Source organism: Chitinophaga hostae, from assembly GCF_018224885.1.
Lineage (GTDB): Bacteria > Bacteroidota > Bacteroidia > Chitinophagales > Chitinophagaceae > Chitinophaga > Chitinophaga hostae.
The window spans coordinates 121,619-146,156 of sequence record NZ_JAGTXB010000011.1; the positions used below are offsets into that span (position 1 = coordinate 121,619).

Genomic DNA, 24,538 nt, shown 5'->3' on the forward strand with positions numbered 1-24,538 from the left:
CAAAAAATGAACAACTTACTTATCGTGCCCGCCATTACTGCGGAGGTGGAACTATTGCAGCAGCTTGGTAAACAAACATTCATGGAGAGTTTTGCCGCCCAAAATACCCCGGAAAATATGAAGCAGTACCTGCAGGAAAGCTTCAATATCCCAAAACTAACAGCCGAAATGACCAACCCCGACAGCGAATTCTATTTTGCCATGCTGAAAACCCAACCGGTAGGCTATATGAAGCTGAATTTCAGAAGCGCCCAAACCGAACAATTCAATAGCAGGGCGGTCGAACTGGAACGCATATACGTATTACAATCGCATCAGGGCCAGCAGATCGGGCAACATCTCTTCAACCAGGCATTGACAATCGCCTCGGAATACAAAGCCCCCTTCCTTTGGCTGGGTGTATGGGAACACAATACCAAAGCAATTGCCTTTTACCGGAAAAACGGTTTCTTTGACTTCGACAAACATTCATTTATGCTGGGCAACGAACAACAAACAGATATTCTTATGCGCTTAAATTTGCCCTTGCAAAGATTACAATAACATTATCTTTTTCAACTCAAAGCGCGGCTTATGAATCCTTTCCCCGTTACCAGTTCTAATCTTTCTGCGCCACACCTGGCTTTGTTCCTGCAAACGCAGTACCATACAGCACCCGGTGTTGCTTGTCGCCTGATCAAATCGGGAGTGAACGATACTTACCAGGTGACCACCGATACCGGTAAATACGTTTTCCGTGTATATAGCCTGCAGTGGAGAACCCGGGAAGAAATTTCGGAAGAGCTGCGCCTGTTGATATTACTGAAAGATCAGGGCATCCCTGTTTCCTGGCCGGTAGCTGATGCTACCGGTAATTATATCCAAACACTGCAAGCTCCGGAGGGAGAGCGTTTTGGCGTACTATTTACTTATGCCGCCGGTGAAAAGCTTACCCATTACGCCGATGAAATACATTTTAAAACCGGCGCCGTTATGGCACGCATGCATCAGCTCACGCAGCAACTGCCGCTGAACCGGGTCACCTATACCTCGAAAATTTTACTGGAAGACTCCCTGGAGCAGGTAAAAAAATTCCTTGATGCCGATACGCCTGAAATGGCATTCCTGCTCAGCGCGCAGCAATACCTGCTCCGGGCATATGCCGCCGCCGACACCAGCAAAATCAGGCAGGGCGTAGTACATATGGATATCTGGTTTGATAACATGAATATCAATCACGATAACCAGATCACCATTTTTGATTTTGACTTCTGCGGAAACGGCTGGCAATGCCTTGATATCGCCTATTACATCCTGCAGCTTCATAGCCTGATCCGCGAAATGCCCGAATGCCAGGCAAAACTGGATCGCTTCCTGGAGGGCTATAATGCTGTACTCCCTATCAGCGAAGAAGAAAAACGTTTGTTACCGATGCTGGGTGTATGCATGTATTTCTTTTACCTCGGCATACAATGCCAGCGTTACGACAACTGGTCTAATTCGTTCCTCAACGAGGCGTACCTGAAACGGTTTATAACGGTGCTGGTTAAACGTTATTATGAACTATATCTGCCTGCCGCATCAACGGTAAATCCATAATAATACCGGGCGGGAAGCCTTGTCCAGGTAGGGTTCCAACGTAGCAAGATAAGCAGGGTTCAGCATAGGGCAACCATCGCTGCGGCAAATCCCCTGCTGCTGCGCTTCCCCGGGCACCGCCCAATAACTATGCAGCACTACAAAACGCTCAAAGGCTTTGCTGTTAGTGCTGTCCAGTCCGTATAACTTATACGCTGTTCCAAAGCGGCCACTATACTTGCCGCCTATACGATATTTACCGGGTGAGGAACAACGGCTGCCGGGTACATTTGAAAACACGGCTTTTTCCGCCCTGAAATCAGGCCCCTGCCCATGCGCTACCAAACCACTGCTGATAATACGATGCCGCTCCAGGTCATAGCAAACAAATCTCTTTCTACCGGAAAACACGCTGAAGTCTGCCAGGAAGGCATAATGGGTGTTATAACCATGCTTAACGGCGTATTCCTGCAGTACCTGCGCCTTGTGACGGAGTGTAGCCATATCCGGTACCATGGGCAAAGACGGTGCGGCTGCTACCGGTGGTGTAATATGGGGGGAAGGCTTCTTTTCTTTGCATGCAAAGAAACAACCCGCTAAAAGCAGGGCGACTCCACACCTGTACCATGCTGATGTACCTGTCATATCATACAGATGCTGACAAAAATATTTTCCATATGCATCCGCAAAAAAAAGCGGATGCATAAGTGTTATTCCCAGATCTCCCTGATATGAATAAGAATAGAATACCGGCCGGTGGCGGGGTAATGGTCGATATTTAATTTTTGCGCATCAAAAGGCTGCGGTAATTTATCGGCATATTGCAGGTACAGTTCCTGTACTACGGCAATCGCTTCCGCTTTATTTTCCACCACCCATGATTTGGCGGTTTTATGATTATCGAACAACTGGTTAAAAGCTTTCCTGCTGGTGTCGGTATGTTCAAAAGGCACTACTTTCAGCGTCCACACCTCTCCTATCTTTTCCGGTTGCGCCGGTGTATCCAGTTCAATTTTAAATCTTTCCAACCCGGCGGGGTCCAGGGCACGCATAATATCCATCGCAACTGACATAACGGTATGTTTTTGTTTGACACCGCAATATTACAACTTCCCGCAAAACCAGCGATGTTATTCTCCTCCTTTTACTTTCATCTTCAGCGTATATATACTTTTCCCGGCTGTGATAAACAGGATATCATTGTTCTTTCCGCCGAAACAGGCGTTGGCGGTCCAGCTTTCGGGTACCGGGATAAAACCGGTTTGCTCTCCTTCTTTGCTGACCACCGTAATCCCGTTGCCGCACAGGTATAAATTACCTTTATCATCCAGCGCCAGGCCATCAGTGGTTTTGGAAGCCATGAGCTGCTGCCGCGATAAAGTACCGTCACTGTTTACGCTGTAACGATATACTTTACCGCCATTGATATCTGCTACGTATACCTGTTTGCCATCCGGCGTGCCAATGATGCCATTGGGTTTTACAAAGTCCTCCGCCGCAATGATCGGCTCTTTGGCGCCCGGCGCCAGGTAGTACACCCTTTCTTCTTTTATATCCGGTTGTTTGCGCTCCCAGTAATCACGCTGATAATAAGGATCTGTAAAATAAATGCCGCCCCCTGGCGCTACCCAAACATCATTGGGCCCATTGAGCTGGTGTCCTCCGAAATTATTTACCAGTATTTTTATTTTTCCTTTGGGAGAAATGGACCACAACTCATCCTTCTCATCTGCGCAGGCAATGATATTGCCTTTACGATCTACGTACAATCCGTTGGAGCGACCAGCTTTGTCCAGGAAAACGGACAACTGTCCGCGGGTATCATATTTCCATATCTTATTATTGGGCTGGTCAGTAAAAAAGATATTCCCTTTTTTATCAGCCACTGGCCCTTCTGTAAACGCAAATTGTTTTGAAACAAGTTCCAGCGTGGCGTTATCGGCCACTGTGGCGGGAATAGAATCGGGGTGGGCTGCCCGGACATTCATACAATAGCAAAGACCTAATAACAACGTGGAATAAAAGCTGCATTTCATGATGATCCTCAATTTCTACAATTGTAATAATTAAGTGGCAGAATTTTTTCTAAAAATAACGGATACCCTCCAACAAAAAGGATAAACGCTCGATAGCGTTTATCCACAAAGTAATCTGGCTGCCGATCACAGCCGGTTTGCTGATCATAAACATGACCCGCTTCAAGAAGCATAGGAATAATTAATAGCACAACAAAATATCATTCGATACCAGTCCAATGGTCGATAAAATGGTAAATTGGAAATTTGTGACAGTGTAAGAGATGAACCTCAGTTAACAAAATAATTTTGGGGTAACCAACGCTGGATGACTTCTATTACCCGATTTTAGAATGGCGTTCCGGTCAGGTCTTGTACTGATTACGAGGGCAAAGTTATCGTGAGTAACGACCTCCACATAGTACAAAAACGACATTTTTGTGCTCATCTCATTATTTTATGCAGACGGATGGTGTGCTGTAATTCTTCTTCGTGGATAAAGGAGGGCGTAACGCCGGCAAATTTTTTGAAGTCGCGGATAAAATGCATCTGGTCATAATAACCAGTGTGGTAGGCTATTTCCGTCCATGTTTTCTGCGGAAACAATTCCTTCAGCTGGTATGCCTTACAGAAACGTATCAACCGGGCATATTGCTTTGGGGGCATGCCCAGCCGTTCGGTACATTTCCGTTCAAACTGCCGCAGGCTCAAACAGGCCAGGGAGGCCAGTTCCTCCATACTGACATTTCCCGATGACCCTACCAATGCAGCCATGGCCTGGTCTACCGGCAGTAACGGCTTCACCCCCGACACCCTTTTCAGGAGATAGAACTCCACGATACTTATCATGTGATCCCAGTTATCTGCCTCCCTGAGCCGTTCGGTGATCTCCGCAATTTCGCTGCCCAGCAGCAGACTGGTATCAAAATCCTGCTCATATATTTCAGACATAGGGATTCTTAACAACCGGTGCAGCCCACTTGGTTGAAAGGCGATGCACAGCGCCAGGTGCCGGCGTCCCATATCCAGGGTGACTGCCTGATCCTGGGGACCAATGGTTACACAGGCTGCTTTCGTGATATATCCGTCATTACCGGGCTTCAATACTTTGATCGGATCTTCGAGGTAAAAAATAATATAACGCTGATAAGCGGGCACAAACCGGTAAATGTTTGTCAGCCCCGGCGTTTGGGTAAAGTCTACCCCGTAAATACTGATGCAATGCACAAGATCCTGCAATGCCGGATGTGGCTTATAAACTTTTGATTTCATTGGACATATTCTTCGGCTATAGGTGCTCAGTACAGATTCCTCTCCGGACAAATATAAATAAAAAAGACAGCCAATGAGACCGATTTGGGGTATCTTTTACCGGCTAATATATTTTATATTTAAACATGAGAATCGCAATAACAGGTGCATCCGGTTATATAGGTACTGTGCTCACGCCTTTATTATTATCCAACGGACATACCCTGAAAGTATTCACCAGGAAACCATTGCCGGACAGTAGTCCGGACGGAGTTACATTCGTATATGGAAACCTGTTAGATAATGACAGTTTACAGAACCTGGTAGAAGGTGCAGATGTGGTGATACACCTGGCTGCCATGATCTCGGTAAATGATGCGCCGGATGAAACGCTCTTCCGGGTAAACACCGGCGGTACCCGGCTCCTGGCCGCCGCCGCGCTCCAGGCCGGCGTAAAAAGATTTATCCATCTCAGCTCCGTCACTGCCTATAGCCAGGCGCCTTACGATGAGCCGATGGATGAAACCCGCCCCCCGGCAAATGACCAGCAACACAGCTACGACCATTCCAAGGCCGTATCACAGGCCATTGCGCTGGAATACAACGGCAATGGCATGGAAGTGATCGTACTGGCGCCTACTGCCGTAATGGGGCCTTATGATCAACAGCCTTCACTGATAGGTAAAGCGGTGGTTAATATCTACAACAGGAAAATACCAGCCCTGTTTCCGGGTGGTGTTGATTTTGTGGATGTGAGGGATGTGGCAGGCGCTATCGTCAGTGCTATGAGCAGCGGCACGCCGGGCAAAGCCTACCTGCTAAGCGGTGAATGGGCATCATTGGTTACCCTCAGCCGGGAAATAGGCAGGATAAAGGGAAAAAGGATATCGCTGCCGGTAGTACCTTTGTGGCTGGTATTCAGCCTGCTGCCCCTGGTGAGGATGCTGGCCCGTTTGCGTGGCGGTGCGCCGTTTTATACGAGGCAGTCTGTATACAACCTTATTTACAGCAATAAAAAAATAAATCATTCGCAGGCCCGGGCCGAACTAAAGTTCCGGCCCCGCGCTTTTACAGCAACCCTGCAGGACACTATTGATTGGTTCAAAAAAACCGGCGCTATCAGATGATTGACTATTTACCACTCCGCGGATATATTATTTTTATTTGCTGCTGGGCCGTTACCGGCATTGGCGCAGGATTATACCTCCTACGCAAAGAGGCGCCCTACGGACGTTACAGCAACGAACAATGGGGTCCCATGATCAGCAACAAATTAGCCTGGCTACTGATGGAAGCCACCGTGCTCGTTTCCTTTTTTACCTGGATACCCGTGAAAACTTTTAACTGGCAAAGTCCTGCCGGTGTTATGATTTTTCTATTCCTGCTACATTACCTGCATCGCAGTTTCGTATATCCGTTCATGATACGTACCAAAGGAAAAAAAATGCCGGTGGTGATTATGTTGTCTGCCATGTTATTTAATACTGTAAACGGCTCCCTGCTGGGCATCTGGTTTGCGGTTTTCGGTCATTACCCCGATAGCTGGTATACCACACCTGCCTTTATAGCAGGTACCATCCTTTTTCTGAGCGGTATGCTGATCAACTGGCGTGCAGACTACCAGCTGATACAGCTCCGGAAAAAAAATGATACCGGTTATAAAATACCGCAGGGTCGTATTTTCAAATACATTTCCTCCCCTAACCTGGCGGGCGAAATGCTGGAATGGGGCGGATACGCCCTGCTTACGTGGAGCCTGCCTGCGCTGGCCTTTTTTATCTGGACCTGCGCCAACCTTATACCCCGCGCGCTGGCAAACCATCGCTGGTACCGGCAGCAATTTCCCGGATACCCGGCCAATCGTAAAGCATTATTACCTTTTATCTGGTAACATTAAAGCAGCGTATGTCAAAGAAATATAGTCAGTTTAAAGCAGCGTTGGTATTATCAAAGGCGAGTCTTATCGCCACGTTGCGCAGTCCTACTTCCATCGTATTTGCTTTGTTATTCCCCGTCATCTTTGTAACGGTGTTTGGCGCCATGGTCGACAGCACCGCTGTAAAAGTAAAAATTGTATTGTCGCCCCACAGCGACAGCAGCAGCCCTATGTATGCGGCGGTAAAGGGCATCAAAATATTTGATTTATCCTACGGCAGCGATTCTGCCGCTATGCTGGCCGATTTGAAAAAAGGAAGGATCGCCGGTATATTATACCTGCATCCTCCAACACGGGTAAACGGCGTGCCACAGATAAGTACTGATTTGCTGGGCAGCGGCGCGGTAGCCGATAAATTGCCGCTGATACAGGCGGCACTGCAGGAAGCCGCCAGCCGGGTGAACCGCCACCTGTTGCCCGATCAACCGATGGCTGCCAGCGTACACCTGGTAAATATTCCCGGTCGCGTGTACCGGCAGATTGATTTTATTTTACCCGGGCAACTGGGCTTTTCATTGCTGATGGCCGGTGTTTTCGGTTCCGCTTTCCTGCTGTTTAACCTGCGGCATACCCTGGTGCTGAAACGCATCTACGTTACGCCTATAAAACGCTCTTTCCTCTTGCTGGGAGAAATGATCAGCCGGCTGCTGTTCCAGATCATCTGCTTTGTGGTGATCACCGCACTGGGCTATTTCGCGTTTGATTTTACGTTGGTTAATGGCCTGTTTACTTTCCTGGAAATGTTGCTGCTATCGGTTTTCGGACTGATCATATTTATGGGGATCGGTTTTATTATCAGTGGACTCATCCGCAATGAAAGCTCCATTGCTCCTGTAGCCAATACCCTGACCGTACCACAGATATTGTTATGCGGGTTATTTTTTCCGGTAGATAATTACCCGGTGTGGTTGCGTACTTTTTGCGAATTGCTGCCCCTTACTTTCTTTGTGGATGGATTGCGCAAGATTGCATTTGAAGGCTTGCATATCTGGCAGATACCGGTACAGTTAACAGGTTTAATACTTTGGGCAGCGCTCATTGCCGTACTGTCGGTAAAGTCCTTTAAATGGGAATGATGTCACAATTACCCCCTATGATTGTCTTGCCCGGCCACCCTGCGTTTACAGGGATCATAATACCTTTGAAATATTAACAGTAATTCCAAAAACAACTCATCATGGCAGCAGTCAATCCTTACTTAACTTTCGGCGGCACCTGTGAAGCAGCCTTCGACTTTTACAAAGCCGCATTTGGCGGCGAATTCCAAACCCTTGCCCGTTTTGGCGAAATGCCCGAGATGTGTGGTCCCGGCGATAAAGATAAAATCATGCACGTAGCCCTGCCTATCGGCAAAGGAAGTGTTTTAATGGGCAGCGACGCACACGACAGCATGGGTCCGGTTACAGCAGGCAACCAGTACACCGTTTCCATACAGGCCAGCAGCGAAGCGGAAGCCGACAAACTCTTCAACGCTCTTTCTGCCGGCGGCAATCCTTATATGCCCATGGCCAAAGCACCCTGGAATGCCTATTTCGGCATGTTTAACGATAAGTTCGGCATACAGTGGCTGATCAACTTTGATTATGTGCAGTAACTGAAGCGGATGGGGGCGCCTTCGGCGCTTGTCTTTGGGCAGGATTTATGTGATTAAAATGATTGTACTGATTTTAGCTTTTTCCGATCCGGGCCTTTATCTTTTTGACGAATACTTTCGAAAAAAAGTTAGCTTCTCTCAAAAAAAGAAATAAAATCAGTACAATCATTTTAATCACATAAATCCTGCCCAAAGACAAGCGCCGAAGGCGCTCCGCCCTAACGCGAAACAAGCTCCCCTAAGCGCTTATCCAGCTGATCGCCGCGCAGATTTTTGGCAATGATCCTGCCGTCCGGCGCTATCAGGTAATTGGTCGGTACCCCTCTCACTCCATACTGGCGCGCTACGGCATTATCCCAATATTTAAGATCAGATACGTGTACAAAATCCTGCAGCCCGTCTTTTTCAATAGCACCCAGCCAGGCGGCTTTCTTACCCGGTTGATCCAGCGATACACTGAGTACCACGAAATTCCGGTCATGGAATTTTTTATAAGCGGCCACCACGTTAGGGTTTTCGGCGCGGCAGGGACCACACCAGGAAGCCCAGAAATCCAGCAATACATACTTCCCTTTGAAATCCGACAGCTTTACCGGTTTGTCATGGATATCCGGCTGGGTAAAGTCCGGCGCAGGCGCACCGATGCCAAGGGCTTTTTCCGTTTCCATCGACTGGTAAAACTCTTGCCCGGCAGGACTTTTCTTCAATGCGGCAGTGAGGCCGTTATACATTGGTGTAAGCTCCGCCAGGTTCATGTTATTCATCACGGCCAGTTCCTTTAGTGCTACAATGCTGAAAAAAGAACCTGGGTTTTCCCTGATAAAGCGACGTTGCAATCCCTTTTTTGTATTGATAGCTTCGTGGAAACGGGCGTTCAATCCATTCATAAATACGGTATCGTTCCGCTGCGCAGCAGTAGCCGCGCCAAATTCACTGTTGATACCCGCCATCGCCGTGTCGTAGGCGGAGATAAATAATTTGTACCGTTCATGCTCCTTATTCACTTCAGAACCACTGATAACGGCGTCGCTGATCTGATCCTTTCCCGAAATAAGGATAGTGCCTTTATCGAGATACAGCAGGCGGCGATCCATATCCATGCCCTGGTTAGCGAGTCCGGCGCCCTTGTGATCCACTACCAGCATGGCCAGGTAAGGCGCCTTTACAGTGCCTTTAAATTCGAAATGCCCGTTTTTCAGAACGGCAGAGTCGAGGAAAGTTTCACCGTTAACACGGCGATCGAGATAAGCTTTGGCCCCCGGCTCCCGGGTGGTAAGCGTACCTTTCAAAGTATATGCCTGCTGCGCTGCGCTGATGGCTGGCAAGGCCAATGCTGCCAATAACATCCCTGTTTTCATAAATGCTGTTTAGGTAGTTGGTTTATATACCGTAAAGCCGGAAGCGCACCAAATCTTAGCGTTTCTTATATTTTTTCACGCTATCCCTTACCGGGTGCAGGTTTAACAAAGTTTAACTATCGGGGTAATAAACCCCGTAACGACGCCCCGGTCTAACTGTTCCTGGTTCCGGTAGCAGCTGCGGAATAATTATCTCCCGTTTTTGAACAATACCGCAAAACGGACAGTTACTCATGGTAAGGGAAAGGTGTCTGTATTGTCCGGTAACCGGGAATGCTGATCCCGGGATCACTGTTACTGTAAAACAAAAAGAGTGGCTCTTCTTAAACGAACCGTAATGTTATGAGTAAATGTACTATTGCGCTTGCGCTGATCATTGTACTGGGCGCCTGTAAAAACAATAAGAGCGGCACCAAACAAACAGGTGTAAAGCCTTACCCGGTTATTGTACTAAAGCCGCAGAGCGCAGTTATTAACTCCGATTATCCCGCCAGTGTACAGGGAATGCAGAACATCGAGATCCGGCCCAAAATAGATGGTTATGTAGAAGCTATTTATATTGATGAAGGCGCCACGGTAAAAAAAGGGCAGCTGTTGTTCCGGATCAGCGCCCCGCAGTACGAGCAGAATGTGAATACCGCGCAGGCCAATATAAAAATAGCTGTGGCGGATGTAAACTCCGCACAGATGCAGGTAAATAAGGTAAAGCCGCTGGTAGAAAAAGATATTGTCAGCGCCTACGAACTGGAAGCAGCTGTTTATACCCTCCAATCCAAACAGGCCGCCCTGGCCCAGGCCCAGGCGGCGTTCAACAATGCCAAAACGAATTTAAGCTATACGGTGATTACCAGTCCGGCCGATGGCGTGGTAGGGATACTTCCTTATAAAATCGGCAGCCTGGTAAACAGTACCACTACCAATCCACTGACCACCGTATCCAACATTTCACAGATCTACGCCTATTTTTCCATCAATGAACGGCAGGGACTCGATTTTTTCCTGGCCTCCAAAGGCGTCACCCTGCAGGACAAGCTGGCCACCATGCCACCGGTATCGCTGGTATTGGCCAATGGTATTATCCTGCCCCGCAAAGGCCGCATAGAAACCGCCAGCGGGCTGATTAACCCGCAAACCGGCGCATTGAATATGAGGGCTACTTTTGAAAATCCCGACGGACTGGTACGCAGCGGCAGCAGCGCCATTGTGCGTGTACCCCATACCATAGATACGGCCCTGCTGGTACCGCAAAAAGCCACTTACCAGATCCAGGGTAAACTATTCGTGTATGTGATGGATGCAGATAATAAAGTGCGCTCGGTAGATATAGGTTCCAATGCTACCGCGGCGGGACAGGCTTTTGTAGTACAACACGGCGTAAAAGCAGGGGATAAAATAGTAGTCGACGGTATCAGCAACCTGCGGGAAGACCAGGTGATCAATCCCCGTATGGTTAATGCCGACAGTGTATATAACAGTCTCTGAGCAAACGGATCATGTTCGCCCGATCCATTTAAAACAATATCATGTTAAGAAGATTTATAGAGCGGCCGGTATTATCAACAGTTGTATCCATCATTATCGTCACCCTGGGTATACTGGGGCTGGTATCGCTGCCCATTTCACAATACCCCGACATTGCGCCGCCTACTATCCAGGTGCAAACCTCCTATAGCGGCGCCAATGCAGATGTGGTACTAAAAAGTGTGGTGGTACCCCTGGAGCAGCAGATCAACGGCGTGGAGAACATGGATTATATTACCTCTACCGCCGGCAACGACGGTTCTGCCAACATCACGGTAAGTTTTAAAATAGGCAGCGATCCTAACATGGCCGCCGTAAATGTGCAGAATGCCGTGGCCAGGGCTACTCCGCTGCTGCCACAGGAAGTAACGCGTGCAGGCGTTACCGTGCAGAAAAAACAAACCAGTAACCTGTTGATATTTTCGGTATACAGCACCAACCCCTCCTTTGACCAAACATTTTTACAGAACTATACCGACATCAATATCACCCCGGTCATCAAACGTATCCCAGGTGTGGGCGATGCTTCTGCGTCGGGGTCTATGGATTATTCCATGCGCATATGGCTGAACAGCCAGGCCATGGCGTCCTATGGGCTGATACCGGCAGATATTACCGCAGCACTGGCGGAACAGAATATACAGGCTGCTCCCGGGCAGTTTGGAGAAAGCGGCGGACAGGCTTTTCAGTATGTCATCAAGTATCCGGGCACCCTCATAGATACCACGCAGTTTGGCAATATTGTCCTGCGGTCCAATCTGCGCAGCCGTTTACTGCGCCTCAAAGATGTGGCCCGGATAGAACTGGGCGCCCTCAGTTATTTCAACAGTACCCGCACCAACGGTTATCCGGCCGTATCAGTGAGCGTAGCGCAGGTAGCCGGTTCCAACGCCCGCGATGTGATCCGCGAAACGCTGAAGGTAATGGATGATGCCTCCAAAACTTTTCCCAAAGGAGTAAAGTATGTAGTGCTGCAAAACGTGGATGACTTCCTGACCGCATCGATCGACAAAGTATTGCATACGCTCTTTGAAGCGTTTATACTGGTATTTATAGTGGTGTTCATTTTCCTGCAGGATTTCCGTTCTACCCTGATACCGGCTATATCCGTTCCCGTGGCCATTATCGGCACCTTCTTCTTCCTGAAATTATTCGGCTTTACCATCAACCTCCTCACCCTGTTTGCGCTGATACTGGCCATCGGGATCGTGGTAGACGACGCCATTGTGATCGTGGAAGCCGTGCATGCACGATTGGACACGGGATATAAGTCGGCCCGCAAAGCCAGCATTGATGCGCTGGATGAAATTTCCGGCGCCATTGTATCCATCACCCTGGTGATGTCGGCAGTATTTATCCCGGTGAGTTTTATCGGGGGATCTTCCGGCATCTTTTATAAACAGTTCGGGCTTACGTTGGCTATTGCCATTGTGTTATCGGCCATTAATGCGCTGACGCTGAGTCCCGCGCTTTGCGCCATTTTCCTGCGTCCTCACGGGAAGGAGCATACGAAAAAGAATTTCCTGCAACGGTTTTACCAGGCTTTCAATGTAGCATTTGAACGACTCACTGCACGTTATACCAGCACCCTCACGTTTTTCAGTAAACGGAAATGGATCCCGTTATCGGTACTGGGCCTGTTTTGCGCGGGATTGTTTATCCTGGCGCGGCTTACGCCTACTGCCTTTGTACCGGAAGAAGACCTGGGTACTATTAACTGCAACATCAGTCTGCCACCAGACGCCTCTTTGCAACGGACAGATATTGTGGCGCGCAAAATTGAGAAGATCGCCGGCACTGTACCTGAGATCAACAACGTACTGGCCGTTACCGGCCGCGGCCAGCTTTCCGGCGCCGGCAGCAACTACGCCATGGTGGTAATGCGCCTGATCCCGTGGAACCAGCGCAAAAGAACGATACAACAGATCATTAAAGAATTAAACAAAAAGGCCACCGATATCACTGAAGCAGAAATCAAATTCTTTGCGCCGGGTACCATACAAGGGTTTGGCGCTTCCAACGGTTTTGCATTCCAACTGCAGGATAAAACCGGGGGCGATATTGCACATTTCTACAAAGTCAGCAAAGACTTCCTGGGCGCACTGACCCAGCGGCCGGAAATACAGTTCGCCACTACCTCTTTCAATCCTAATTTTCCGCAGTACCTCATGAATGTGAATGTGCCGAAGATCAAGGATGCAGGGCTGAATGTTACGGACATCACCAATGCCATGCAGGGATACTTTGGCGGCATCTATGCATCCAACTTCAATCAATTCGGGCAGCAATACCGGGTAATGGTACAGGCCTCGCCGGAATACAGGATGACGCCGGAAAGTATGAACGCCGTATTTGTACGTACAGCCGAGGGCGTTATGGTTCCGATCACGGAGTTTGTAACACTTACACAAACATACGGCCCTCAGTCCATTACGCGGTTCAACCTCTTTAATTCCATCAGCATCAACGGTACCCCCAATTCATCGTACAGTTCGGGGCAGGCTATTGCTGCCATACAGGAGTCGGCTTCCGAAACGCTGCCACCGGGCTTTGCCTTTGAGTTTTCCGGTATCACGCGTGAGGAGTTGGCGGGCAGCAGCCAAACGATCTTTATCTTTCTTCTCTGCCTGATTTTCGTATACCTGTTACTCAGCGCACAATATGAAAGCTACCTGCTGCCCTTTGCCATCCTGCTGGCGATTCCGGTAGGAATATCCGGCGCATTTCTATTTGCGATGATATTTGGTATCAGCAATAATATTTATGTGCAGATAACGCTCATTATGCTGATTGGATTGCTGGCCAAAAATGCGATCCTGATCGTGGAATATGCGGCAGAAAGAAGAAGAGGCGGTATGAGCATTGCCGAAGCGGCGGTCAGCGGCGCCAAGGCCAGGTTACGGCCTATTCTCATGACTTCTTTTGCTTTTATCCTGGGCCTGGTACCGCTGATGCTGGCCACCGGCGCGGGCGCCAACGGCAACCGGTCTATCGGAACAGGCGCAGTGGGCGGTATGTTGGTGGGTACTGTTTTTGGTATATTCATTACCCCTGCTTTGTTTATCGTCTTCCAGACATTCCAGGAAAAAATAAAGCGCGCACCGGAAGAGGATGAAGATGAAACGGACGGGCCTCCGCAAACAGCGCCGACCCTCTCTTAAAATTAACGCCTGTCATAAACAGGGCATCAAAATATTAGTACATGCGTTTTCGTGTTTCATTACATATTATTTTACTAAGCGGCGGTATAGCATTACTATTATCGGCCTGCCATATTATAAAACCCTACCAGTCGCCGGTTATCGCCGACAACCATCTTTACCGGGATATAGCCGCCACCGATACCAATACCATCGCTACGCTGCATTGGAAAGAAATATTTACCGACACCCTGCTGCAGCAACTGGTTGCGGAAGGCATCCGTAATAACCTGGATCTCCAGGTAGCCTGGTCGCGTATGCGGCAGGCTACCGCCAGCTACTCACAAAGCCGGCAAGCGCTGTATCCTGCGGTGAATGCGGACGCCGGGGCAACCATTGCCGGCGCCTCCAATCAACAGCGTACAGGCAGGAGCGTTATACCGCAACAATACAGTGCGCAACTCACCGCCACCTGGGAAGCTGATATATGGGGTAAGCTGCGCAGCAGCCGGCGTGCGGGTCTTGCGGCCATGTTACAGGCCACTGCCAACGCGCAGGCGGTACAAACGGGTTTAATTGCCGATATTGCGAACAACTATTACAACCTGATGGCGTTGGATCAGCAGCTGGCTATCACGCAAAAAACAGTAGTCAACTGGCAGGCCACCGTGGAGGTTATGAAGGAGCTGAAAAAAGCAGATGTGGTAACCGGGGCGGCGGTGGTGCAAAGTGAAGCAAGCCGCTACGCCGCGGAGGTAACAATTCCTGACCTGAAGCAATCTATCCGGGAAACGGAAAACACGATAAACCTTTTGCTGGGAAGGGTTTCCGGCCCTGTAGCAAGAGGTAGTATTGATCAGCAGGAACCCGTGATGCTATTAAAAACAGGCGTGCCGGCACAACTGCTCGCCAACAGGCCGGATGTGCGGGCAGCGGAATATAACCTGCGGTATTATTTTGAACAGACCAATGTAGCGCGTACCTACTTCTACCCTGCCCTTACCATCAGTGCTTCCGGCGGTTACACCAGCTATTTTTCGCTCACCGGCCCGGGGTCCTGGCTGAGTAACCTGGCTGCCGGTCTTGCCCAACCGGTGTTTAACCAGGGCGTCAACAAAACGAGGCTGAAAATAGCGCAGGAACAGCAGCAACAGGCAGCACTCGGCTTCCGCACAGCGGTATTAACGGCCGGCCAGGAAGTATCCAATGCTTTGTATTCGTATCAAACAGCACAGGAAAAGGCCAACTCACGGCGGTTGCAGCTGCAAAACCTGCAGTTGTCGGTAGAATATACCCAGGAACTGGTGAGATACGGGTTCGCGAACTATACGGAGGTATTGAATGCACAACAAAGTTTGCTGTCTGCCCAACTCAATAAAATAAATGATCACCTGCAACAGCTGCAGGCCATTGTATTCCTATACCGTGCACTGGGTGGCGGATGGCAATAACTATGTCACCATGACCAGCACCAGCCGGAAACCATCGGGATCTACCAGGGTAATACCATGTTTGTTCCAGTAAGGATTTTTTGCTTTTACTTCCGGAGTACCCACCTTCCTGGCCTTCTCCAGTATACGGGTAAATGCCTCCCTTGTTTCGGGGTATAATACCAGCACATCATCATCGTCGGGCTGATGTTGGGGCGGCTCGTCCGATACCGTAAACTCCAGGTGCCAGTTTTCTCCCGGAATACCGAGAAATACGCCATCATAGCGGTTATGATCCAGGAAAGATCCTAATTGCCGGAAGCCTAATACCTCCTGGTAAAAAGTGATGATCTGATCTAATGAAGTGGTGTGCCGGGCGACTCTTAATCTCATGACAATACAATGCTTTTGTTGCAGATACAGTAGGCTGAATTTACAACATCCTGTTTACCCGTGCAGCAAAAATCAATACAATGACAATAAGATAATGGAAAAATTTAAGCCCCTATCAGCAGCTCCTGGCGAAAAGGCAATGCAGGCAAGGTTTCTGTAGTGTTCAGCACTTCATCCACCAATCCAAATTCTTTTGCTTCCATGGCGGTCATGAAGTGATCATTCTTAAATGCCGCGGCTACTTCTTCAACAGTGCGACCGGCATGTTTTGATATTACCTGGAATGTTTTATCCTGTAACCGTTGCTGCTCCCGGAAAGCGATGCCTACATCCTCTGTATATCCTTTGGCGCCACCACTGGATGGATGCATGTGGATAGTGGCGTTGGGCAGCGCAAACCGCTGTCCTGTAGCACCGGCAGTGAGAATAATGGTGCCCATACTACCTGTGAAACCCACGGCCATGGTGGATACCGGCGACTTAAGAATTTTCATGGTGTCGTAGATGGCCAGTCCCGCGTAAATAACGCCGCCGGGACTGTTGATATACATATTAATGGGCCGGTGGTTTTCACTGTCGAGGTACAGGAGCTGCGCCACCATGAGGTTAGCCACCTGGTCATCGATAGCCGTACCGAGGAAAACGATCCGTTCTTTCAGGAGCAGGCTATATATATCAAAGGCGCCGCGGCTATCGCCGTCGATAACCGTAGGAACAAGAAATGCCATTTTATTTAAAAATTGAAGTGATGGATTGGTGAAAGTGATCTTCTTTCATGAGCCGTTGAAAAACAATATCCAGTTGTGCGCGTTTTTCTTCCCTGGCCAGCCAAAACAAGAGCTGCAGGGCTTTCCGCTGATAGCGTACTTTTTCCCGCAAGGCCGGTGCAACCAGCATACGGGCCTGGAATACCAGTCGCACCGGGGCGGTCATTTCCTGCAACAGGTAGCGGTCTATTTCCCGTATTTCAGCTAACTGTTTCCGCATAGTCTGACTGTTTAATCTGTTCCCTTACTTTTTCCAGGCACTTGTATTTCTGCACGCTGGCAGAATGCGGAGTTTTAAAATCAAATCCGGCTGCTATTTCCTGTATGGAAAGATGATCATAATAGAATGCCTGCAACAGTTGCAAACACCGTTTCCCGGCGGCTTTTACGTAGTTGAGCACAGATCGCTCTACCGGCGGCAGCGCATAATAATCTGCCGGTACACTGATGTCGCTGTTAATATTTTCGAGAGATGTATAACGCCCCGTTTGTTTCATTTTCCTGATACAGCAAATCCTGGCGATCCCCATAATATATGCCTGTGCCGGAACATTGGCAGGCAATGTTTGCTGCCGTTGTTTTTCCAGGTAGATGATGACTGCATCCTGGAACACATCTTTGGCCATTTCCAGGTTACCATTCATACGGTGTACCATTCTTGCTACCTGTGGAAGCAAGTTCCTGTATATTTCCTCCAGCCATTGGTCTTCATGATTACGCATATGAAACCGTTTTATATACCAGTGTCAGAAAATGAAGGGATATCACCCAAAATTTAAGATTATTTTTTTACCTTTGCCCCATCATGAAATTATAACCCACATATCACCATCAGGCTCATCCTGTAAACACGCCACCCGGCGTGCTTTTCCATACATAAGTATTTTATTCACTGCAAAAAATACAGCGATGCCGAAGCATACGCTGATCTGTTCATTTAAATTTACTGACATGAAAATGATGACCATCATCTCCCGCCCTTGCAAACGGACTATGTCCATGATCATTCATTTCAAAACGATATTATTATATGCTTATCAGCGCACAGGATATTGCTTACCGGCTCCCTTCCGGAGAAACACTGTTCCAGGATATTTATTTTACGCTTAACAAAGGAGAAAAGGCGGCCATTGCCGGGCATAATGGCGCGGGCAAGTCTACCTTATTAAAGATCATTGCCGGCCAGGAAAAAGCCTATACAGGTACCGTTGCGGCCAGTGAGCAACTATATTATGTACCGCAACACTTCGGGCATTTCAACCAGCTCAGTGTAGCCGCTGCCGCTGGTATCGACACAAAGTTACGCGCCCTATCGGCCGTGATCGACGGAGACACTGATCCGCAGCTGTTTGACATCATAGGCGACGACTGGGATATTGCCGCCCGCTACGAGGCTGCCATTGAAAAATGGGGCATCCCGGCCATCCGGCCGGAACAGCCGCTATCAGCGCTGAGCGGCGGTGAAAAAACAAGACTGTTTCTTTCCGGTATCGATATATTTGAACCTCCGGTAGTACTGCTGGATGAACCCACCAATCACCTCGACTATATAGCGCGGGAACAGCTGTATCAATGGGTGGCCACCACCAATTGCACCTTGCTGGTTGTAAGCCACGACCGAGAACTGCTGCGCCTCTGCCACCCCATCTGGGAACTGCAGGCCGATGGTATCAAAGCCTATGGCGGTAACTATGATTTTTACGCAGCACAAAAAGAGGTGGAAACAAATGCATTGCAGCAGCGCATCGCCCACCAGGAAAAAACCTGGAAGGAAGCAAAAAAACAGCGGCAGATAGCGATAGAACGCAAACAGCATGCAGACGCCCAGGCCAGGAAAAAAGCGAAGACAGGTGGTATACCAAAAATTTTGCTGAATGGCCGGAAGAACGCCGCGGAAGTATCCACCGCCAAACTGGACCAGCTACATACCGATAAAGTCAGCGAGCTGCGGGCAGAATACCAGGAAGTGGCCGCCATGGCACAGTTACAACGCATCATGAAAGGCTTCTTCGAACAGTCAGGATTACATCGCGGAAAAATACTGGTGGAGGCAAACGGGCTTAATTACGGCTGGACAGACGGCCAACTGCTGTGGGAATCACCACGCTCGTTTACTATCCGCAGTGGCGACCGGCTGGCTATTACTGGTCCCAATGGCAGCGGTAAATCCAGTTTATTCCAGCTGATACTGGGTCGTGTGATGCCCACTACCGGGCAATTATACGTAGCCGATACCCGCACCTTGTTGCTGGACCAGGATTACAGCCTGATAGACCGCAGTAAAACCGTATTAGACCAGGTGCTGGCCTTTAATGAAACCGGTCTCGAAACCGCCATGGTAAAAACGGTACTGGTGAATTTCCTTTTCGGACCCGACACCTGGGATAAATCCTGCGCGGTGCTGAGCGGAGGGGAAATGTTGCGGCTGGCGCTTTGCAGTATGACCCTGCAAAACAAAACACCGGATATGATTATGCTCGATGAACCCACCAATAACCTGGATCTTGCCAATATTAATATCCTGACAAAGATCTTTGCTGATTATAAAGGAACATTGTTGGTGATATCTCACGATAAAAACTTTATCAGGGAGGTAAATGCGGGAACTGAAATTGCATTGGCAAAAGCGTAAAGCAAAAAGCTGAAAGCTCATCGAAGCGGATGATGAAGACGGCATATTTAAATCTGCCGGGTTCATTCGCTTCGATGAGCTTTATGCTTTCAGTCTTGCGCGTTACTACAATTCCAGGATGCCATCATAGTTTTCCGGCGCAAACGGTATTACTTCCGTTAGCCGGAAAGACAATGGCTTCCCGTCTTCTCCCAGGTACTGATAATGATCCCCATCCCTGCAAAGCAGGGGGAATGAATAACTAACACTGCCTGCGCCGTAACCCGCTGGCGCAGCCAGCATCACATCATCAAACAACTGTGTGGTAACCTGCTGCCCGGTATTGTTCAACACTGCAAACTGCTGGTCTTTCTTCACCAGGAAGCCTCTCCCATGCTCTTCGTACAGCACCCTGTCATACACCGGCGGTATTAGTATTGCCCCCTGTAAAGTAGCGAGGCCCCTGGTATACTCATCTTTATTTCTTTTCGATAACGCCAGATAAGCAGTATCACGGTCGCTTACATAACCATAGTCGTTATCATAATCGTATACCAGTGGTACCAGTATTTTTCCGTTGCTATCTGCATAACCGTACAGCCATTCCGTTTCGCTTTTTTTCTTTATCAGCCGCAGGATATTGTTGTTCTTTAAAAAAGTGATTTCATCATATTCCAATGGCAGGATGATATCCCCTTTTGCATTGATCATACCGGCTTTATTTCCACGGCTGACCAGCATCCTGTCCGACGCCTCTTCCATTGCTATCCTATCGTATGGCAGCGGCGTTTGTTGGCGGCTAATACCATTAAAAAGGATGTATTGACGCTTATCCCCTTTATCGGCGGTAAGCAAATACTGATGATCCCTTAGCGGCTGCACACTGCTGTATGCGAGGGGCAGCACTGTCCCTCCCTTAATATCGTAAATGCCGTTTTTATAACTGCCATCTTCCTGGGTGATGGTGACCTGCAACAGGTTGTTGTCGGGCAGTACAGTGATATCATCGAAATTCGCCGGCAACAGCATCCGTTTATTTTTGATATCGTATACGCCGGCATGTTCTCCCACCTTTATGGCCAGTAAGGCGGGCGACAAAGCTGCATACCTGCGGTAAGCCACGGGTAGCAGCTGTTCTCCTGATACGTTATACAAGCCCTTCTTCTCCTGGTATACTACTTCCAGTAAACCAGCCAGCGAGGATTCGGGATCTGTACGGTCTATGTCGAAAAAAGCCGGTTCAACGGTTTTCTTATTTACCGGGTTATAAAATCCGTACAGCGCTTTCTGTTTCAGCTTAAACAAAGGTTGTGCGGTAGTTTTTTCAAAAGTGGTATACATACCGGTGATTTCGTTGTAATCTTTTGCCAGCAACTTTTTGCCCATCGTATCCAGTAAGTTATAATTACCATTTACAGGAACGATAAAGCAATCCGCAAAACAGGTGATGTTGCCCGTATATGTTGGCGGGATGATGATTTTACCGTCTTCCCGGATGATCCCTGTTTTTTTATTCCTGGTAATTTCCAGGAAGGGCCCCGCGTCAGCCTCTCCATAAGAACTGCTTATTTCATCATATACAAAATCTGCCGCCAGGGTACCATCTTCCCTGATAAGACCATAGTGGCCATTTTTCCGGGCTTTCAGCAGGCCATTACCCAGCAGCTCCATATCGGTATATTCCGGCGCCAGGTATTCCTTGTTGGCCGAGAGATTCAGCACTACTTCCTTTCCTGCTTTCTTAAAGCACAGGATCCAGTTATCGCTGCGCATAAACATATGTTCATGTTCGTATTCAAAAGGGATCAGTGTTTTATTCTCAAAATCCACTACTCCCCATTTGCCATCTTTCTGTGCAAATACATAGGCTCCTTTACTGCCGCAGCCGCCGCAATAATCAAAACCATCGTAGATAGCGGGAATAACGAGTTTATTTTCCGGCGTGCTGAATATGCCCCACTTTCCGTTTGTTTTTACATCAAAATGATCGTCATCCAAAATGCCAACTTCCTCGAACTGCAGTGGCAGCAATAACTTTCCGCGGGTATCGGCATAGGTTACTTTATCGTCCTTTTTCAACCGCAGGTAAGTCTTCCATTGCAGATCAATGGTATCATACTCCGGTGGCAGCAGCCAGGTACCCTGATCGGATATCAGGCCCGTTTTATGATCGCGGCGTACCAGCATGAGTTGTTCTTTTTCGTTGGTATACACGATCGAGTGACCTTCGCCGGTACCTGCCAGCGCATCGGCAGGATGATAAACGGCCAGGGGTGAGTCAAACACTTTTTCGCCTTTTGTATTGATATACCAACTCTGCCCGTTTTCTTCTACGCGGGCGAGTCCATTCACAAACACAGATCCTTTCTGCGCAACAGTATCGGCGGCAGCCAGCAACAGGGCGGCGCCCAGGAACAATCGCATGGTCATAGTCCGGGTCATTTTAATCATTGTAGCTTTTTTTCTTCAGCGAACGGTAAGGGAATGGTTTTCCATCTTTATCGAGATAGAAAAACCATTTCCCTTCTTTCACCAGTAGCGGGAAAATATTGTCGTAACTCCTGTTCACTTCCATTTCATCATATAATACAGGGATGACTATGTTACCTTTTGCATCAGCGATACCGCTTTTTCCTGCTTTTTCTATTTTGAACAATTTTGCTTTTTCATAGTACGATACTTCGTCATACACTGCGGGCAATATTATTTTTCCGTTGATATCTGTAATTCCCTCTTTCTTTTTCGCGGTTACTTTAATATATGGCTGACCATACATCTTATCTATCCGCTCATATGCTACGGGAAGCAGTATGCTGCCGTCTTTCCGGATCAATCCTTTCATATCCGCCTGCCGGATCATTAAAATACTATCCTGAAAGGTGGTGATATCATTTAAATTAACAGGCAACACCACCTGTTGCTGGCGGTTAATGATGCCGTAAACCGTATGCTCCGGCGACAGGTCCTTTCCCGCCAGGGCCAGCCCATTCCGGAAGTCGCCTACAAAACTGTAGTTTTCAAACACCACTTCTTTTCCCTGTTCATCTACAAATACATTGTTACGCGGATCGCCCCATATTTTCAGCAGACCGTTGTTAAACTGCGCATGGCCGTTTCTCTCCTCTGCCGGCAACAGCGCGCGGGAATAGGTATCTTCCTTGAACTCCCAGCTTGGGTTTGTGTATAATTTATTACCGGCGAGGTCCGTGAGTATACACAGGGTAGTTCCATTATCCGGGTATTGTGTTTCCACGATGCGGTTGGTATCAACCGCGGTAAAAAATCCATACTTTTTAGCCGCTTTGATCACCCTGCCCGACCTGTCGGCCATCGAAGCGCTATCTCCGCTGCTTAAAGAAAGGATATGGCTGTTATGCCACCGGATCCGGTTGTAAACAGGAGGCAGCATTTCTTTACCACTGCGTACGTTATACAAGCCCAGATTTCCATTCTTTAATACCGGCAGGTAATCAGATCTATCCTTTCCGGCAGCATCATCCTGGTAAGAAAATCCATCGTTGTATCCGGATAACAGGTCTTCATATACCAGGGGCAGCACGGTTTTGCCCTGCAGATCCAGCAGCCCCGTTTTACCCTGTTCGGTTACCTGTATATACAGGCTATCATGATAAGCATAGAGTGCTGTTTTCGCATACTTAAAAGGCAACAGTTGTTTTCCCGTTTGGTCAAATAAGGTGGTAAGGGCGCCTTTTCTTACCATAAAATAATAAGGCTGCGCGGCTTCCTCTTTCTGGTTACCGTCGGAAATGATGAGGTCGTACATCTCCTGCCCTGCTGTATTGAAAGCTTTGATATCATCATACTGCACCGGTATTATTTCTTTGCCGGTTCCGCCGATGATCCCGCATTTGGTGCCGATGTAAGCCTTCATGGCATTGGCCACGCCTTCTACACGGGTATACTGCAGCGGCAGCAGCAATTTCCCGGCAGCATCTGTAATACCGGTTTTGTCATTACTCGTAACGGCAAACAGCACCGGTGAGGGCCCGCGGCTGCATTTATCATAGATGGCAGGCGTAATAGGATGGCCCGCTTTGTTCATGATCCCGGTTTTACCATTGATAGTATAACCAAAAAAAGTACTGCCCTGGTAGCCCAGGTAATTAAACGATTCATATGCCGGTTTTACAATGATGCTGCCGTCTTCCGCCGCCAGCCCACGTTTGCCGTCCTGTGTTATTTGTACAGTACTGTCACGTACATAGCTGTTATCAACCTGTTCATATTTGGGAGATTGCAACACTTTACCTGTTTTCATATCCGCCCAACCCCACAAGCCATCTCTTTTTATTTTTATCAGCCGGGGCGACAGCCCGTCAATTTCATTGTATACCGGTGCACAGAGCTGCTTACCTTCGCTATCGACAGCCCCATACCGGCCATTGAGGCGGGTAATAGCAAAATGATAATTTTTCTCCGGGTACTTTTCATCTTTTTCGTCCCGGATCGTTACGTCGTCAAACTTAAACGGTGCTATGATCTTTCCGGCGTCGTTAAATGCGCCATACGCATTGTGTTTCACTCCCACCGCACTGCGGTAGTAGCTGATGTTTTCCAGCTTATCTATCAGTACTTTCCCGGAATGATGAAGCAGTTGCTTTTGGCGGGCGATCATCACGGTGGCAAACTCGCCGTCGAACCGGTCGAGATAGTCGGCGATAACGGGTTGCTGGGCGGATAACGGTCCACCCGACAGCAAACATACAATGGCCAGGTATTTTCCTTTCATTTCAATGCAGGGGCTTTTTGATAAGCAATGATTTCATTTTACGGCAGGAGCTCCCTGGCTCCTGCTGAAAAAACTGGCACAAAGATGTTGCTCTTTCGCATTACTACCCAAATTTATATCCCTACATCGTATATACAACAGGATCTACAAAACAACTACAGCCGTGTAAAACCCTTTGCTGTATTCATTCTGCGAAATGCAACCTGCCAAACCCA

General features: G+C 48.4%; 21 protein-coding genes. 10 read left to right on the top strand and 11 right to left on the bottom strand.

The features are described 5' to 3' along the window. Positions 1-6 precede the first annotated feature (6 nt). Entirely contained in the window at positions 7-543 is a 537-nt protein-coding gene (locus tag KE626_RS21525; protein ID WP_211975034.1) for a GNAT family N-acetyltransferase, read from the top strand. Positions 544-573: 30 nt separating this feature from the next. Further along, positions 574-1,578: a phosphotransferase gene (locus KE626_RS21530; protein WP_211975035.1), complete on the top strand. Its 1,005-nt coding sequence runs from the start codon at positions 574-576 to the stop codon at positions 1,576-1,578. On the opposite strand, the gene KE626_RS21535 is transcribed toward KE626_RS21530, so the two are convergent. The 4 genes from KE626_RS21535 to KE626_RS21550 form a co-directional block, all read right to left on the bottom strand. Next, on the bottom strand, positions 1,561-2,202 hold the full coding sequence (locus tag KE626_RS21535; RefSeq protein WP_249207621.1) for a murein L,D-transpeptidase catalytic domain-containing protein: 642 nt from the start codon (positions 2,200-2,202) through the stop codon (positions 1,561-1,563). The genes KE626_RS21530 and KE626_RS21535 overlap by 18 nt on opposite strands. A gap of 65 nt (positions 2,203-2,267) precedes the next feature. After that, entirely contained in the window at positions 2,268-2,630 is a 363-nt protein-coding gene (locus tag KE626_RS21540; RefSeq protein ID WP_211975037.1) for a hypothetical protein, read from the bottom strand. Between the two features lie 57 nt (positions 2,631-2,687). Continuing rightward, a complete protein-coding gene (locus KE626_RS21545) occupies positions 2,688-3,593 on the bottom strand; it encodes an SMP-30/gluconolactonase/LRE family protein (protein WP_211975038.1) in 906 nt (301 codons plus the stop codon). 423 nt (positions 3,594-4,016) lie between these two features. Beyond that, entirely contained in the window at positions 4,017-4,844 is an 828-nt protein-coding gene (locus tag KE626_RS21550) for a helix-turn-helix domain-containing protein (RefSeq protein WP_211975039.1), read from the bottom strand. Between the two features lie 125 nt (positions 4,845-4,969). On the opposite strand from KE626_RS21550, the gene KE626_RS21555 reads away from it, so the two are divergent. From KE626_RS21555 to KE626_RS21570, 4 genes are all read left to right on the top strand, one after another. Next, entirely contained in the window at positions 4,970-5,950 is a 981-nt protein-coding gene (locus tag KE626_RS21555; protein ID WP_211975040.1) for an NAD-dependent epimerase/dehydratase family protein, read from the top strand. Further along, entirely contained in the window at positions 5,947-6,714 is a 768-nt protein-coding gene (locus KE626_RS21560) for a DUF1295 domain-containing protein (RefSeq protein WP_211975041.1), read from the top strand. The genes KE626_RS21555 and KE626_RS21560 overlap by 4 nt, the downstream gene beginning before the upstream one ends. 14 nt (positions 6,715-6,728) lie before the next feature. Further along, complete coding sequence (locus KE626_RS21565) at positions 6,729-7,835, top strand: ABC transporter permease (protein WP_211975042.1); 1,107 nt, start codon at positions 6,729-6,731, stop codon at positions 7,833-7,835. Positions 7,836-7,936: 101 nt separating this feature from the next. Beyond that, on the top strand, positions 7,937-8,353 hold the full coding sequence (locus tag KE626_RS21570; protein ID WP_211975043.1) for a VOC family protein: 417 nt from the start codon (positions 7,937-7,939) through the stop codon (positions 8,351-8,353). 218 nt (positions 8,354-8,571) lie between these two features. Here KE626_RS21570 and KE626_RS21575 read toward each other — a convergent pair whose 3' ends face one another. After that, positions 8,572-9,711 carry a TlpA disulfide reductase family protein gene (locus tag KE626_RS21575; protein ID WP_211975044.1) on the bottom strand — a complete coding sequence of 380 codons (1,140 nt, stop codon included), beginning with the start codon at positions 9,709-9,711 and terminating at the stop codon, positions 8,572-8,574. Between the two features lie 342 nt (positions 9,712-10,053). On the opposite strand from KE626_RS21575, the gene KE626_RS21580 reads away from it, so the two are divergent. Genes KE626_RS21580 through KE626_RS21590 form a run of 3 tightly spaced genes read left to right on the top strand, consistent with a single transcriptional unit; the run spans position 10,054 to position 15,823 of the window. Then, complete coding sequence (locus tag KE626_RS21580) at positions 10,054-11,193, top strand: efflux RND transporter periplasmic adaptor subunit (protein ID WP_211975046.1); 1,140 nt, start codon at positions 10,054-10,056, stop codon at positions 11,191-11,193. Between the two features lie 41 nt (positions 11,194-11,234). Next, the gene (locus KE626_RS21585; protein WP_211975048.1) at positions 11,235-14,393 is read left to right on the top strand and encodes an efflux RND transporter permease subunit; all 3,159 of its coding nucleotides are present in this window, start codon (positions 11,235-11,237) and stop codon (positions 14,391-14,393) included. A 41-nt stretch (positions 14,394-14,434) separates the two neighbouring features. Further along, positions 14,435-15,823, top strand: a complete 1,389-nt coding sequence (locus tag KE626_RS21590) for an efflux transporter outer membrane subunit (RefSeq protein WP_211975049.1) — start codon at positions 14,435-14,437, stop codon at positions 15,821-15,823. Here KE626_RS21590 and KE626_RS21595 read toward each other — a convergent pair whose 3' ends face one another. From KE626_RS21595 to KE626_RS21610, 4 genes are all read right to left on the bottom strand, one after another. Continuing rightward, positions 15,824-16,195 carry a VOC family protein gene (locus KE626_RS21595; protein ID WP_211975050.1) on the bottom strand — a complete coding sequence of 124 codons (372 nt, stop codon included), beginning with the start codon at positions 16,193-16,195 and terminating at the stop codon, positions 15,824-15,826. It abuts the gene before it with no gap. Between the two features lie 104 nt (positions 16,196-16,299). Beyond that, positions 16,300-16,923: an ATP-dependent Clp protease proteolytic subunit gene (locus tag KE626_RS21600; protein WP_211975051.1), complete on the bottom strand. Its 624-nt coding sequence runs from the start codon at positions 16,921-16,923 to the stop codon at positions 16,300-16,302. Position 16,924: 1 nt separating this feature from the next. Further along, positions 16,925-17,182: a hypothetical protein gene (locus KE626_RS21605; RefSeq protein ID WP_211975052.1), complete on the bottom strand. Its 258-nt coding sequence runs from the start codon at positions 17,180-17,182 to the stop codon at positions 16,925-16,927. Next, positions 17,163-17,684: an RNA polymerase sigma factor gene (locus KE626_RS21610; protein ID WP_211975053.1), complete on the bottom strand. Its 522-nt coding sequence runs from the start codon at positions 17,682-17,684 to the stop codon at positions 17,163-17,165. The genes KE626_RS21605 and KE626_RS21610 overlap by 20 nt, the downstream gene beginning before the upstream one ends. A gap of 308 nt (positions 17,685-17,992) precedes the next feature. Here KE626_RS21610 and KE626_RS21615 point away from each other — a divergent pair, with 308 nt between their 5' ends. Further along, complete coding sequence (locus tag KE626_RS21615; protein ID WP_211975054.1) at positions 17,993-19,594, top strand: ABC-F family ATP-binding cassette domain-containing protein; 1,602 nt, start codon at positions 17,993-17,995, stop codon at positions 19,592-19,594. Between the two features lie 105 nt (positions 19,595-19,699). Here the strand turns inward: KE626_RS21615 and KE626_RS21620 are convergent, their stop codons facing one another. Together KE626_RS21620 and KE626_RS21625 are read right to left on the bottom strand one after the other, a co-directional pair. Beyond that, positions 19,700-22,003 (bottom strand): WG repeat-containing protein, encoded by a 2,304-nt coding sequence (locus KE626_RS21620; RefSeq protein WP_211975056.1) that lies wholly within the window; start codon positions 22,001-22,003, stop codon positions 19,700-19,702. Positions 22,004-22,016: 13 nt separating this feature from the next. Then, positions 22,017-24,323: a WG repeat-containing protein gene (locus tag KE626_RS21625; RefSeq protein WP_211975058.1), complete on the bottom strand. Its 2,307-nt coding sequence runs from the start codon at positions 24,321-24,323 to the stop codon at positions 22,017-22,019. Positions 24,324-24,538 lie beyond the last annotated feature (215 nt).

Excerpts from the sequence above, each read along its gene's own strand:
- KE626_RS21565 (WP_211975042.1), top strand. The coding sequence starts at position 6,729 with ATGTCAAAGAAATATAGTCAGTTTAAAGCAGCGTTGGTATTATCAAAG.
- KE626_RS21590 (WP_211975049.1), top strand. The coding sequence starts at position 14,435 with ATGCGTTTTCGTGTTTCATTACATATTATTTTACTAAGCGGCGGTATA.
- KE626_RS21620 (WP_211975056.1), bottom strand. The coding sequence starts at position 22,003 with ATGACCATGCGATTGTTCCTGGGCGCCGCCCTGTTGCTGGCTGCCGCC.
- KE626_RS21540 (WP_211975037.1), bottom strand. The coding sequence starts at position 2,630 with ATGTCAGTTGCGATGGATATTATGCGTGCCCTGGACCCCGCCGGGTTG.
- KE626_RS21545 (WP_211975038.1), bottom strand. The coding sequence starts at position 3,593 with ATGAAATGCAGCTTTTATTCCACGTTGTTATTAGGTCTTTGCTATTGT.
- KE626_RS21575 (WP_211975044.1), bottom strand. The coding sequence starts at position 9,711 with ATGAAAACAGGGATGTTATTGGCAGCATTGGCCTTGCCAGCCATCAGC.
- KE626_RS21580 (WP_211975046.1), top strand. The coding sequence starts at position 10,054 with ATGAGTAAATGTACTATTGCGCTTGCGCTGATCATTGTACTGGGCGCC.
- KE626_RS21560 (WP_211975041.1), top strand. The coding sequence starts at position 5,947 with ATGATTGACTATTTACCACTCCGCGGATATATTATTTTTATTTGCTGC.
- KE626_RS21600 (WP_211975051.1), bottom strand. The coding sequence starts at position 16,923 with ATGGCATTTCTTGTTCCTACGGTTATCGACGGCGATAGCCGCGGCGCC.
- KE626_RS21605 (WP_211975052.1), bottom strand. The coding sequence starts at position 17,182 with ATGCGGAAACAGTTAGCTGAAATACGGGAAATAGACCGCTACCTGTTG.
- KE626_RS21550 (WP_211975039.1), bottom strand. The coding sequence starts at position 4,844 with ATGAAATCAAAAGTTTATAAGCCACATCCGGCATTGCAGGATCTTGTG.
- KE626_RS21570 (WP_211975043.1), top strand. The coding sequence starts at position 7,937 with ATGGCAGCAGTCAATCCTTACTTAACTTTCGGCGGCACCTGTGAAGCA.
- KE626_RS21615 (WP_211975054.1), top strand. The coding sequence starts at position 17,993 with ATGCTTATCAGCGCACAGGATATTGCTTACCGGCTCCCTTCCGGAGAA.
- KE626_RS21530 (WP_211975035.1), top strand. The coding sequence starts at position 574 with ATGAATCCTTTCCCCGTTACCAGTTCTAATCTTTCTGCGCCACACCTG.
- KE626_RS21625 (WP_211975058.1), bottom strand. The coding sequence starts at position 24,323 with ATGAAAGGAAAATACCTGGCCATTGTATGTTTGCTGTCGGGTGGACCG.
- KE626_RS21585 (WP_211975048.1), top strand. The coding sequence starts at position 11,235 with ATGTTAAGAAGATTTATAGAGCGGCCGGTATTATCAACAGTTGTATCC.
- KE626_RS21610 (WP_211975053.1), bottom strand. The coding sequence starts at position 17,684 with ATGCGTAATCATGAAGACCAATGGCTGGAGGAAATATACAGGAACTTG.
- KE626_RS21535 (WP_249207621.1), bottom strand. The coding sequence starts at position 2,202 with ATGACAGGTACATCAGCATGGTACAGGTGTGGAGTCGCCCTGCTTTTA.
- KE626_RS21555 (WP_211975040.1), top strand. The coding sequence starts at position 4,970 with ATGAGAATCGCAATAACAGGTGCATCCGGTTATATAGGTACTGTGCTC.
- KE626_RS21595 (WP_211975050.1), bottom strand. The coding sequence starts at position 16,195 with ATGAGATTAAGAGTCGCCCGGCACACCACTTCATTAGATCAGATCATC.
- KE626_RS21525 (WP_211975034.1), top strand. The coding sequence starts at position 7 with ATGAACAACTTACTTATCGTGCCCGCCATTACTGCGGAGGTGGAACTA.